This is a genomic window from Chryseobacterium sp. CP-77 (genome assembly GCF_036362765.1).
GTDB lineage: Bacteria > Bacteroidota > Bacteroidia > Flavobacteriales > Weeksellaceae > Chryseobacterium > Chryseobacterium cupriresistens.
This window is the reverse complement of sequence record NZ_CP143637.1, coordinates 2,530,152-2,543,687: the sequence shown is the minus strand read 5'-3', so window position 1 is coordinate 2,543,687 and position 13,536 is coordinate 2,530,152. Positions and strand designations below refer to the sequence as shown.

General features: G+C 34.0%; 7 protein-coding genes. 6 read left to right on the top strand and 1 reads right to left on the bottom strand.

Features of this window, described 5'->3' with window-relative positions; genetic code table 11:
- Nucleotides 1-23: 23 nt before the first annotated feature.
- The gene (locus V0410_RS11300; protein WP_330747620.1) at nucleotides 24-275 is read right to left on the bottom strand and encodes a hypothetical protein; all 252 of its coding nucleotides are present in this window, start codon (nucleotides 273-275) and stop codon (nucleotides 24-26) included.
- Nucleotides 276-650: 375 nt separating this feature from the next.
- Between V0410_RS11300 and V0410_RS11295 the strand changes: the two genes are divergently transcribed.
- The 6 genes from V0410_RS11295 (at nucleotide 651) to V0410_RS11270 (ending at nucleotide 13,249) form a co-directional block, all read left to right on the top strand.
- Nucleotides 651-1,976, top strand: coding sequence for a site-specific integrase (locus V0410_RS11295; RefSeq protein ID WP_330747618.1), 1,326 nt, complete (start codon nucleotides 651-653; stop codon nucleotides 1,974-1,976).
- A gap of 298 nt (nucleotides 1,977-2,274) precedes the next feature.
- Nucleotides 2,275-3,453 carry an NUMOD4 domain-containing protein gene (locus tag V0410_RS11290; protein WP_330747616.1) on the top strand — a complete coding sequence of 393 codons (1,179 nt, stop codon included), beginning with the start codon at nucleotides 2,275-2,277 and terminating at the stop codon, nucleotides 3,451-3,453.
- 888 nt (nucleotides 3,454-4,341) lie between these two features.
- Nucleotides 4,342-5,883 (top strand): T9SS type A sorting domain-containing protein, encoded by a 1,542-nt coding sequence (locus V0410_RS11285; RefSeq protein ID WP_330747614.1) that lies wholly within the window; start codon nucleotides 4,342-4,344, stop codon nucleotides 5,881-5,883.
- Nucleotides 5,884-5,885: 2 nt separating this feature from the next.
- Nucleotides 5,886-9,011 carry a hypothetical protein gene (locus tag V0410_RS11280; protein ID WP_330747613.1) on the top strand — a complete coding sequence of 1,042 codons (3,126 nt, stop codon included), beginning with the start codon at nucleotides 5,886-5,888 and terminating at the stop codon, nucleotides 9,009-9,011.
- Complete coding sequence (locus V0410_RS11275; protein WP_330747611.1) at nucleotides 9,008-12,772, top strand: DUF6443 domain-containing protein; 3,765 nt, start codon at nucleotides 9,008-9,010, stop codon at nucleotides 12,770-12,772. The genes V0410_RS11280 and V0410_RS11275 overlap by 4 nt, the downstream gene beginning before the upstream one ends.
- Before the next feature lie 9 nt (nucleotides 12,773-12,781).
- A complete protein-coding gene (locus tag V0410_RS11270; RefSeq protein ID WP_330747609.1) occupies nucleotides 12,782-13,249 on the top strand; it encodes a DMP19 family protein in 468 nt (155 codons plus the stop codon).
- Nucleotides 13,250-13,536 lie beyond the last annotated feature (287 nt).

Genomic DNA, 13,536 nt, shown 5'->3' with positions numbered 1-13,536 from the left:
AAGGGTAATGGAGCTTGTTTATTTTATTGACCTCCTTTTAATATAATAATTTCATCTACTAATAATGGAATCACGTTTCTAGCCATAGCAATGAAATCCTGATCCTCCGGTTTTATTGAAATAAATTCTATATCATAATCTCTGTTTTCTTCTTCCCCAGTCATTATAAAACTGGATCCGGAATTAAAGTCTCTTCCCTCAATATAGGATGTCCATGGAGATTGAGTAGCTTTATTACATATTTCCATGATGTTTTTTAATTCTAAATCTGTCATTTTACTTTTGTTTTAGTCGGATTTTTAATTAATTGTTGGATTAAATAATTTTTGGCCTGCTATGACATTATTTCTGTTCCGGGTTAAATTTACAATTTAAGAATTTGCCATGAAGATATAAAAACAAAAAACCACCCTTAAAAAAGGATGGTTTGTAGACCCACAGGGACTATAAGTATTTAATTGGCTTAAATTTATTTTATTGTTACTTAGTTTTGTGAGATATTTAAAATGTTGTTAATTAATATTTTAAATGTTTTGTGAATTATGTTCCAGTTAAATAAATTAAAGTTAGTTTAAAATAGATTTACTTTATATTGACTAAAAATTGACTAAATGATTATATTTGTATTGTTCAAACTTTAACATACAAAAATGGCTACTGTAAAATTTATTCTTCAGTCAAAGAAATCCAATTCAACCATTTATGCGAGATTTTCTATAGGAGCTAATCAGGTATATAAGCGTAAGACACGTGAAACGGTTAATCCTGAAAACTGGAATACCAAAAAAGGATCTATTATTCAAAGATCCGCACTTACGAAAGATGACTTACAAAAACAAACTGAACTCATTAGTACTTTAAATAAACTGGAAACATTTATTTTAGAACAGTACAGAAAAAGAACTGAAACGGAAATTATAGGTGGAGATTGGTTAGAAGAAATTATTTCTGCTTACTATTCCGGTGGTCGTAAATTTGAGCAACTGGATTTTATAGAAAATTATTTAGAACATTATAAGGCGGATATTTTACCTTTTAGAAAGTACAAAGGTAAGCCCATTACCTTAAGAACTAAACAGAAGCATCTAACAATCATAAAAAAGTTTCAGGATTTTTTGAAAACAGAAAAGAAGAAGCTTAAAGTTTCGGATTATAATATTGCTGTAGGAAACAGATTTGTAACTTTTTTAAGAGGGCAGCACTTAAGTGATAATACTGTTGGAAAATATTTAAAATATACCAAAACGATTTTTAAAGATGCTAAGATTGAAAACATTCAAGTCAGTGAACAGTTGAGCGAAATCAAAGGATTTACTACAGAAACTCCAACTCCATATCTAAAAATAGAAGAACTGAAAAGAATACAGGATTTATTGATTGTTAATGATAGGCTTGAACAAACGCGAGACTGGTTAATTATTGGATGTTATACCGGACAAAGGGCTTCTGATCTTTTCAGAATGACCCCGGAAAAAATAGTAAATATCAATGGTAAGGAATTTATCAACCTAAGTCAAAAGAAAACAAAAACTCCGGTTCTGGTTCCGATTCATACAGAGGTTAAGAAAATCCTAGATAAAAGAAACGGTAGTTTTCCTCCACAATATTCAACTAATTTAGAAAGTTCAAAAACTATATTTAATGATAATTTAAAGAAAATCTGTAAACTGGCTGGTATAGACCGTCAGGAATATGGAAGAGTGTTTGATGAGGTTAAAAAACATTTTGTTTTTGGAAATTATCCAATGTATGATTTAGCTTCGTCACATATATGTAGGAGGACCTTTGCCACCATGTATTATTCTAAAATTCCTACAGCTATTATTATGAGTGTAACAGGACATAAAACGGAAACAGAGTTTTTAGGATATATTGGAATTGATAATAATACACTTTCTGAGCAGATGTATTCTTACTGGGAAAGGCTGGATAGTAAGGAAAATCAGACAGAGTTGCAGATTAAAAATGCAAATTGATTTTTAAATATATCAAAATCTTGAAAACCCAAGAAAAACCTAAATAACCCAGTGGGTTTCTTGGGTTTTTACCAATATTCTAAGTGTACCATACTTTTTAGAGTTCGTATATATAAGAAAATAATGGAATGTGATTCACAGTGAACCACAAAATGAGTCGCAAAATTAAACTTAGGAAGGAGTTTATAATATCTGGTCAATCACCGTAAATTTAAAAGATCCGATTTTCTTATCCATGAACAGTTTCATTTTTATATTTTTATTTCAGTTAAACTGTATTTACTTAATTTTCTATCTTATGAATATACCCCTTGAAATAGAAGACCAATATGTAAAAGATGTCCTTAGTAATACCTTTATACAAGACCTTCCTAATGAAGAGTGGAAGGAGATTGAAAATTTTGAGAATTATATGATTTCTAACTATGGAAGAATAAAAAGTATAGAGCGTTTGGCAAATCCTTTAAATGGTAGAAAATGGAAGCTGCCGGAACGAATAATGAAGTTGCAGTTTATGAAGTTTTTTAATAAACACCTTAATTGTAACTTTTATAATATCACCTGCTTATTATCATCGGAAGGAAAAAGATTTCGAAAATCTGTACCACGCTTGGTGTATTACCATTTTGTTGAAAAATTTGATTTAAACGATCGCAAAACACTTATTTCATTTAAAGATAATAATAGGTTTCATTTACATGCAAGAAATTTAGAGAGGCTTTCTATGAGCGAGGAGCTTTTCAAAAGAGTTCGAACCAACAGGGTTAAAAATAGTAGAAGTGATTATGATCAGCCCGTAAGCCAATACACAACTGAAGGTAATCTTATATCGACTTTTGACAGTATTGATGTCGCTACAGAAAGTCTTGGGATAGATAAAAGACATATTCTGGCTGCTATAAGAGAAAAACGTTTAACAGCAGGTGGATTCAGATGGTTTTTCAAAACTAATGTACCTAAAGAAAAGGATTTTATCTTTAGCTCTGAAAAAGAAGACTCAGCGCAATTACTTAATAAGTCTCTCTGGAAAAAATTGGGATGCCCCCCGATTGATGAAAACAATCCACCAGCTTGTATGAATCTGTCTCTTAAAGATCTTCCCGGAGAAAAGTGGAAATCTATATCTGGCTTTGAGGGTAACTTTATTATTTCAAATAAAGGAAGGATAAAACGATTGGCTGGCTGGACTGTCATTGGAAAAAAACTATTTTTAAAGGAGCAGATTTTATCCATTATCTTGAGTGGTAATATCAATATGACTTATTCTCTTTACTGTGTGCTGCGATATAAAGGTAAGAAGACTCATATAACCATTACCCGATTACTCTATCATCTTTTTGTAAAAGAATTTGATATACATGACAGAAGTTTAGTTGTTATGAATAAAAATGAACCTTTTTGGAATATAGATTTATCAAAATTATCATTACAACCTGTTTATTCCTTATTTATAAAAAAGAATATTGGTAACGGATGATCGGTCTAATAATTCAAGAATCTATCTTCTTTAAATTAAATTTATCTTCAACTAACTTCAGATATTTCGTTATTGCCGAAGGTTTAATGGCCTTCGGTAGTTTTTTACTCCAAAGTTTCTTTAGTAATTTAGGTTATTGTAATGAAAAACAGACTGAATTAATGATCTCACCCGTAAATCTCCCTATCTGTCACGCATGTACAGAAAACAATAATAAAAACATCTAAAAATTCATATTCCGCTATCTGTTCATATGTAAGATGATTAATTATTTTTTTGTCTACTATTTTATCTCAAAGACTTGGAATAACAGCTTGTGGTAAAGTATACTGCTAAAGGAGAATATTTATAGAAGAGGTGCTACGTATAAGAAGATACATTAAATTATGGGGAAAATACGGATGTAAATTTCTACCATTTAATCTAAAATATATTTATCTTCGCAATCATAATTTTAACGAAACAAGCGTAAGCTATCATTTGGGCTAGAGAAAACTGCGAATCTTCTATACAACCTAAAAATGGTAGGCTTACGCCCGTGTACACATACGGGCGCGGGTTGTAAGTCATATCTGGTTGTGGGTTCTTCGCAGTACCTCTCTAGCGGATAGGCTTCAGCCTTGCGCCTTTTTTTATATTATAAAAGTAAATAAAATTGTTTCAGATTGATTCACTTGTAATAAAATACGACATGTTCTGTCGCTGTGCTATGGTAGCTTTGCCCTATGTACATTAAGATAGTTTAATATAAAATAAAAACATATGAAAAGGTCTATTCTATCGGAATAAAGTAAACACATCATAAATGTTATCGTTGAGTATGGGGGTTTTACGGATGATATATGCAAATTAATAATAATATTTTTAACCCGTCAATTACACAAGTCTATGAAAAAAAAATATCTATGTGCATTAACATTATGCGCGGTCTTGGGTTCAGCTCAGGACTTGGTATGGCAGAAAAACATTAAATCCTCCACGCAGGATTTCTTGAGCCAGATTACCGCCACAATTGATCAGCAGTACCTGATCACGGGAAGCTCAATACAGAGTGACAAATTGCAACAATCGAGCAAGCAAAACAACGGTTACGATTTTCATCTGGTAAAACTCAATCAGCGGGGTGAAGAAGTCTGGGAAAAATATTTCTCAGGACAAAATCATGATTATCTGTCAGCCACAGTCACAACACAGGATGGCGGATTTCTTTTAGCAGGAACTTCTTATTCAGGAAAAGGGCTGGATAAAAAGGAAGATTCTAAAGGAGGATCTGATATTTGGCTCATTAGGATCAATGAGTTTGGAGATGAATTATGGCAGAAGACCTTAGGCAGCTCTTCTGATGAAGAAGCCAGAGCGGTTATCCAGACGACGAATTTAGGATTCTTTGTGGTCGGAAATGTACAGAACGCTGCAAAAGGTTACGGCTCCAAGGATGTTTTGATCACAAAACTTGACAAAGACGGAAAAGAATTATCACATTTGATTTTAGGAGGAAAAGGTTTAGATGAGGTGGAGAAGATGATTCCAACAAAAGATGGCGGAGCCTTACTCGGAATTTATTCCCGAAGCAATACCGGGGGAACAAAGAAAACCGAAAACTTTGGAGAGGGAGATTTCTGGGTGGTCAAACTTTCTAAGGATAATAAAGTAGAATGGGAAAAGAACTTTGGAGGGAAAGGAGATGATTACATCAGAACGCTGGCCTTAACTTCAACTGGCTTTATTATTGGAGGAGAATCCAGATCAGAAAGATCAGGAAACAAAACTGTCGGATTAGAAGAAGGAACAGATCTTTGGCTAATTTCTTTAAATGAAAGAGGCGATGAACAGTGGCAGAAATCTTACAATTTCAAAAACCGGGATATTCTGATGGGAATGAGTGTTCTTCATTCTGTAGATGACAAATCTTCCAAAGGAATTCTCTTGGGAGGCTATACCCAGGCTGAAGGAAGAATACAGACTGATGATGAAACTTTCTGGATGTTGTATCTGGACCAGAATGGCAATGAACAATGGAGAAAACACGTGAAAGGAGAATCCAGACAAAGAGAAGAAAGACTTTCAGATTTAAAACTCAATAGAGACGGTTCAATTATTTTGGCCGGAACCAGTGCAGAAGAATTGGGGAAAGAAAACTGGAAGATTGTAAAGCTGGGAGACAAACAGCTTGATCAGCTCATTGAAAAATACGACATCAAGATCTATCCAAACCCGGTATCTGATTATGCCTACGTAGAAATAGCATTCAACGACTTCAAAGAAGCAGATATTCTCTTGTATGACATGAGCGGAAGACAGCTTCAAAGTCTGAAAACCAAGAACAGAGTAACTAAGATCAACACGCAAAACCTTGCCCAGGGAGTTTATTTAGTTACAATCAAAATGGATACTAATAAAACGGCGAATGCCAAATTAATTAAAAAATAAAGATGAAAAAAATAATTGCAGCTTCTTTGGTTATCTGTGGATATGCTCTTAGCTATTCACAGTCTGTAGAGGCAAAAGACAGCAAATATAACTTAACGATAAAATCACCAGACGCTAGCCAGCTGTCAAAACATACAGATATTCCTACTTCTACCTATACAGGAGCTGTAGGAATTGATATTCCTCTGTATACTATAAAAGTAGGAGATTTTAGTTTACCAATTTCTTTAAAATATCATGCATCTGGAGTAAAAGTTAAAGAGACGTCCTCTAAAGTTGGACTTGGGTGGTCATTATCTGTAGGGAATCTTTCTTTATCAAAGCAGATTTTTGGAAAAGAGGATAAAGGAAAGATTCAATATATTAATCCTGATACTTTTAATCCTGTTCCTGGAAATGCTAATGATTATAATTTGGCAATGACCCTTAAAGCAGGAATGGGTGCACCGGATACCCAGCCTGATATTTATTCTTATTCTATAGGGAGTAATTCGGGTGAGTTTTATTATGATAGTTTAGGTAAAATTATTCAGATCCCTTACAGTACTGTCAAGATTGAGGATTCATTCGTTGTAACAGATAATCAGGGTATAAAATATTATTTCAAAGCAGGAAATCAAATTCAGAATGTAGGAGGTGGAAATGTGCCCGAACCTCAGGATTTCAATACGACAGATTTTGTAATTACAAAAATTCTTTTGCCAACCGGAAAGGAAATAAAGTTCAATTACCAAATCAGCAGTTATAATTATCTCAGTAGCTTTTACAAAGGATTTAGAGTTGGTAGAGCCTGCAATATCGAAAATGGAACAGTCTATGAAGAATTTGTGACAAGAACAAAAGTTCTTTCAGAAAATGTATTACAAAGTATTGAATTCGAAGGAAGTCAGGTTAAATTCATGTATAGCAGTCGTGAAGATATTAATAATGGTCTTTCACTTACTAAAGTTGAGGTCAGGAATCCTCAACAGACATTGGTGTCAGAATATAGTTTAGTAAAAGATTATTTTGTCAGTACAGATTCTCCTGTTGTTCCTGGCTATGAAGGAGATTTTCCCTATTTAACCAAAAGACTCAAATTAAAAGAAATTATTAATCTGAAGGATAATTCAAAATATAAACTTCAATACTATGAAAACTATCCTTTACCTAACAGATTTTCTGAGCAAACAGATTACGTTGGCTTCTACAACGGAAAAACTTTCAATCAGGGGATTCCCTACATAACTTATGACGATAAGACCTATGGTTATGGAGATGATAAAAACCCGGATGTTAATTATGCAGTCTCAGGAAGCTTAAAAGAGATTCAATATCCAACGGGAGGTAAAATGAACCTTGAATATGGGTTGGACGATTTTTACTTTAACGGAACGGAAACAAAGCTGGCTAAGAAACAGTTCATGATTTCTAATCTGGAGCCATTGGGTGGAACTTTCAATGTGAACAGAGACGGAAATAAAGTGGATCTTAAAATTACTTTTCAAAGCACAACAAGCCCGAATGATGGTTCGGAAGGAAGTCTTCCGGAAGGGCCTCATTTTGTAGGAGAACTATTGGACAATAATAACACAGTTCTCAAAACATTCTTGATCAATAAACAATATGAAGTTATTGAAGATAAAAAGCCTTCCTATAAAATAAGAATAAGAAAAGTAGGAAACGTAAACAGCAGCCATTATGCTACTTTAAATGTGGAATGGGTTGATAGTGTATCTGAAAATAAAGAGTATAATAAATCCGTGGGAGGAATACGGGTAGAGAAAATAAAGAAGAGCGATGCCAACACCGTAACTCATGAGACAGAGTTTGTTTATAAAGATGAAAATGGAAAATCTACTGGCAAATATATGGCGGATGACATAGACTATTCCTATATCCAGGAAATTGCAGAAGACAAAGTCGCCGGATATAGCTGTGAACAGATGGTAATCAGCAATACCGGAAATTTCAATATAACAACCATTAATGGTAAACCTACAGTTTATGATAGGGTAACAACCAGAGTAAAAGGTATTGGAAGTAGCGAAACTTATGAAATAACAGATGAATATATGAACCTTAGTCATACCAATGCTAAAAACGCCAGAAATCCTATTTTCACCTATGCTAACAATCAGTTTGCTCGTGGTATTTTAACAGGTCGTAAATATTATGATTCGCAGAAAAGACTGGTGAAAAAAGAGGATATTACTTATGATTTCGATAATCATTTTAACAGTTTTTCCAATGACTATAGTTCGGGATTTCCTAATCTGCCTATTCGACCTTATGTAATTGGAATAAAAGCAATAGCTGCTAATTTTACCACTTTCACCGTTAACCGATACGAAATAACATCTGCATGGGTAAAGAAAAAAACGATGAAAACGACCAATTATTTCACGGGTAACCCTAATGGAATAGATCAACTAACTACCTATACATATGACAGTAATTATAAACATACCAATCCCACACTTATCAATATAAGTTCTGCAGACTTTGCCGGAGAAACATCGTATCAATACGCACATGAGCAAAGTAACACAGATATGATTGCGGCCAATATGTTGGGGGTTCCTTTACAAGTTGAAGTAAAAGAAAATGGGGTGATGATTTCTAAAACAAAAACAGTTTATGCAAAAAATATGCAGACAGGTAATCTGATTCTTCCGATAGCCTCACAAAAATTTGATAAAGACAATTCTGCATCATCTAAAAATATGGTTGACTTCAACCAATACGATAGTCAGGGAAATATGTTACAATATACCACAAAAGGAAGTGTTCCTACTGCTATTATCTGGGGATATAACAATACATTACCAATCGCTAAGATAGAAGGATCGACCTATCAGCAAGCTTTAAGTTTTGCAGCTGAAATAATCGCAAAATCCAATGATGATACAGATGAAAGTAAAGAAAAATTACTCATGAAAGCTATGGATGATTTCAGAAATCAGGATGTTTTTAAAAATTACAATATTACCACTTATACTTACGATCCTCTTATCGGAATAACAAGCATAACTCCGCCAACGGGATTAAGGGAATTTTATAAATATGATTCTGCAGGCCGATTAAAGTCAGTGGTAGATGCCAATAATAATATTTTAAAAGAACTAAACTATAATTACAAACCATGAGCACAATTATAAAAAAATATTTGCTAACTATAGCCGTTTCTTTATCTGCTGTTTTGTCTATGAATGCGCAAAATTTGACACAGAGCGAAAACTATATTTATAGCAGAACATACTTAGAAGCTGTTACTTCTACCAGCAATACTGCGAAACAGTTACAACAGGTAGGTTATATTGATGGTTTGGGAAGACCTAAACAGGATATTTCCATTAAAGCAACGGCTACTGGAAAAGATATTGTTGTGCCTGTAGAATACGATATTTTTGGAAGACAGGTAAAAGATATGCTTCCATTACCTCAACAGGTAACCAATAATGGTGGTATTTTCACCGTTCCCGATATGACCGGAGCAGGGACAGTATATGGGACAGCTTCCAATTATTATGGTGAGAAGAAAGTTGAAAATTCACCACTAGCAAGAATTCAGGAACAAGCAGCTCCCGGTGATCCATGGAAAATGACCAATGGAAAAACTGTAAAATATACGTATGACTCTAATACAGATTCGGAAGTTAGAAAATTTGTGGTTAATACAACTTGGGCTACTGTTTCTAATGTAGCTGTTGCAAATTATCTTGTAACTCTGTCGGTTGAGAATACACCTTATGTATCTGGAGGATTTTATAAAGCCGGAACATTGTATAAAAATACAGTGACTGATGAGGACGGTAATAAGACTGTTCGGTTCATGAATTCTAAAGGTCAATTGATTCTGTCCAGAAAGAATGATGGGACTAAAAATGTGGATACCTATTATGTTTACAATGAATATGGACAACAAACATTTGTCATTCCTCCTTTAGCAGTACAAACAATTAATGCCGGTAATAAAGTGACACCAGAGGTTGTAGATAATTTATGTTATCAATACCGTTATGATAATCAGGACAGATTGGTGGAAAAGAAATTTCCGGGTAAGGATTGGGAATTCATGGTATACGACCAACAAGATAGGATTGTCCTCCTCCAGGATGGAAACCTGAGGACTACTACTAATAATTTCGGTGCAAAAGGATGGATATTTACAAAGTATGATCAAATAGGAAGAATTGTTTACACAGGTTTTTTTACTAATACTGCTACAAGACAGGTAATGCAGAATACTTTAAACAGTATGTCTTCCAATAATGAAAAAATCAGTAGTAATCCTATTGTTCAGAATGGAATGAATATTTATTACACTAAGGATGCATTTCCGATCGAGAGTATGACCATACTTAGTGTGAACTATTACGATCAGTATCCTCCGGATGCACCTGTAAGACCTGACAATATCCTGGGTCAGAATACACTTGCTTCCATCGCATCTTCGATGACCGTTAATGGCATTACAACGAGTCGGGCTATCCGCGGGCTTCCTACGGCAAGCTATGTAAGAAATATTAATGATACCAACTGGACTAAAAATTATATATGGTACGACCTGAAAGGGCGTCAGATTGGTACACATTCTATCAATCATTTGGGTGGATATACCAAAACAGAAGCAGAATTAGACTTTTCAGGTATTCCCAAGCAAATGATCACTTCACACAAACGAAGAAACAATGAAGTAGGAGTTACCATCAAGGAACATTTTGAATATGATGCGCAATATCGTCTTTTGAAACATTGGCATCAGGTAGATAATCGTCCGGAAGAATTATTGACGGAAAATACTTATAATGAATTATCCGAGCTTATCAGTAAGAAAGTAGGTAATGGGTTGCAAAGTATAGATTATTCTTACAATATTAGAGGTTGGATGACAGGGATTAATGAAAAAGAGATGTCTCTACCAAATTTAGGAGGAAAATTATTTTCATACAAAGTGAAATACAATCAGAGAGATGGGATTTCCAATCCTGATTCGGTCTTATTTTCAGGGAAAGACGTACTTCCGAAATTTAATGGAAACATTGCGGAGGTTGACTGGAGGATTGTAGAAACTCCTGGCGTAAATCCTTCCATGACTCCTAAAAGGTATGGGTACTCCTATGATAAACTGAATAGGCTTGTGGCAGGATACTATCAGAACCCTAACAATCCATATAGTAAAGAAAATACTGAATCTCTGGCTTATGATGTCAATGGAAAAATAACCAATCTGTACAGGACAGCTGTTATTGAGAACAATAATACCACGGCTACGGTTATTGATAACCTTAATTATACGTATTCAGGAGCTAAAGTTTCCAGGATCAATGATAATGCAGGTAACTCAACGGGATATGAAGGAGGAGGAAATACTTTTAGTTATGATGCTAATGGAAATATAATCACTCTTTTAGATAAAAAAGTAAACTCTATCAAATATAATTTTCTGAATCTCCCTGATAAGATTGTCATGTCTACTGTTTTAGGTGATTATCTTGCATATACTTATAGTGCAGACGGAACTAAGCTTCAGAAAATAAACCCAAGTTTAGAATGTGGGATTACTAACTGTTATACTGTAAGTAAAATAACAGATTATCTTGATGGTTTTCAGTATTTAAGTACTACATCAAGTGGAGGGAGCGGAGATAGTGAGTCTCTGGCATTGGCAAAAGAAATGTCAACAGCCATGGAAATGGAGGCTTTTACTTCTGAAGTAAATAGCTTTTCAATTGTATCGTCTAAAACTCCCAATCTTCAATTTTTTCCAACTTCCGAAGGGTATTATGATTATGAAAAAGATCAGTATATTTACCAGTACAAAGATCTATTAGGAAATGTAAGGTTAAGTTTCGGACGAAACAGCGCAGGCGTTCTAGAAATTGTAGATGCCAATGATTATTATCCTTTTGGGATGAATCATTTGAAGACCGGAAACTCAATATTCGGGCAGAGCAGTTATAAAAATTATAAGTTCTTAGGTCAGGAGTTACAGGAAACAGGTTTTTATGATCTTGGAGCAAGATTGTATATGCCAGAATTGGGAATATTCGGACAACATGACCCATTAAGTGCATCAACGTTTGATCCTTATGGGTATGCATATAATAATCCGATATTTTTTGCAGATCCAACAGGATTGGAAGGAGAGCCAATAAATAGTGCTGAACCTGTTATAGGAACTGAAAGAAGTCCTATCGATGTAGGTGAAATTGTACTCAATGCTCCACTTAGGGCTATGTCTGGCAGTAACTTACCAACCTGTTCCTATTGTTATACAGGAGCGGGGGTAAAAGGTGGATTACAAAACCTGGGAATACTTCCTCGTCCACTTTCTCATGAAGAAGCATTGATGATTCTAAGTAGGCCAGTGTTACATAATGGTTCTGCTCAAATGATGGACAGCATGTGGGAGGTTTTAGGAATTTTGGCTGCAAATGCAAAACCCGAAAATAAAGAAGCTGCTTTGGGGTTAGCCGCTATTGCAATTATTACGACAAAAGGTAAAGCTGCCCCTGCGATTTTAAAGGCGGAAACTGGAATTGTAAAAGCGGAAAGTAATTTATGGAGAGTTGGTGCATATAATGAACTAAGAGGAATAGAAGCGGGATTAGATGCACATCATGCAGGACAAAGTGCAATAATGAAGAGATTAGTTTCTGGTTACGATCATAAGACCGCACCAACTATACTAGTACCAGTTGCCGGACATCGTAAACTTATCCCCGAGATTGGTAGAATGGCAATAACGAGAGGACCTGGAAGCTTTACAAGTGCTAGACAGCTTCTAGCAAGAGATATTTTTGAATTAAGACGTGTCTACGGTAGTCAAGGAATTCCTAATAGTGCTTTACAAGAATTAATACAATTAAATAAAACAATGTATCCTAATGCTTTTATAAAATAGATTTAAAAAATGGAAAATAATATAATTGACAAAACTTATTCTGAAGCGGTAATAGGACTAGATGAAGAAACATTAAAAGACTGTGATTTATGGTATAATTATGTTTTAAATTTACCCAAGGCACAACAAGTTGTATATACTGTTATTTTACTTAATTGGCAGATTGAAAATGGAGGATTCCATCAATATTTCTTCAATTCTTATGGGCAATTTGCTTATTTAACTATTAAAAATTTAAATTTAATAGAGGCAACTCACAGAGCCGACTTATTAGATTCTGCAACTCACCTTGTCAACGAGGAGTATTTTATAGAAGACAAGTTTAGACATCTAATTTTTAATAGAGAATTTTCGAAAATTGTAGATTTTGACGATTTGTTATTCGATAAGCTAAATGAATTGGATGACAAATATTATAATATGGAAGATGAGAATATTTTTGATTTATTACAACGGTATTTAGATAATCATGAATGATAAATTTGAATATCCAAATGAATATTTGCCTTTTATAAATGATTTAGAAGGCTTAGAAACTTCTTCACATTCTACTTAGATTATTCACCTTCTTAAGAAGAAATAACCAAAGACTGTATGAATATAGCATAAATGATGCTTCGTAAAAAAACAAATAGTAATTAAACAGAACATTGATCTTAAATGTTCTGTTTTTTATATATCAGGATTAACTAATGCCCTCAGGTTTTAAGTGGATATTTTGAATTGTGATTCCTAATACCGTCAGTATACAAAAATGATAGTTA

What these genes read in the sequence shown, in the direction of transcription:
- V0410_RS11300 (WP_330747620.1), bottom strand. Translation starts at nt 275, where the DNA reads ATGACAGATTTAGAATTAAAAAACATCATGGAAATATGTAATAAAGCT.
- V0410_RS11295 (WP_330747618.1), top strand. Translation starts at nt 651, where the DNA reads ATGGCTACTGTAAAATTTATTCTTCAGTCAAAGAAATCCAATTCAACC.
- V0410_RS11290 (WP_330747616.1), top strand. Translation starts at nt 2,275, where the DNA reads ATGAATATACCCCTTGAAATAGAAGACCAATATGTAAAAGATGTCCTT.
- V0410_RS11285 (WP_330747614.1), top strand. Translation starts at nt 4,342, where the DNA reads ATGAAAAAAAAATATCTATGTGCATTAACATTATGCGCGGTCTTGGGT.
- V0410_RS11280 (WP_330747613.1), top strand. Translation starts at nt 5,886, where the DNA reads ATGAAAAAAATAATTGCAGCTTCTTTGGTTATCTGTGGATATGCTCTT.
- V0410_RS11275 (WP_330747611.1), top strand. Translation starts at nt 9,008, where the DNA reads ATGAGCACAATTATAAAAAAATATTTGCTAACTATAGCCGTTTCTTTA.
- V0410_RS11270 (WP_330747609.1), top strand. Translation starts at nt 12,782, where the DNA reads ATGGAAAATAATATAATTGACAAAACTTATTCTGAAGCGGTAATAGGA.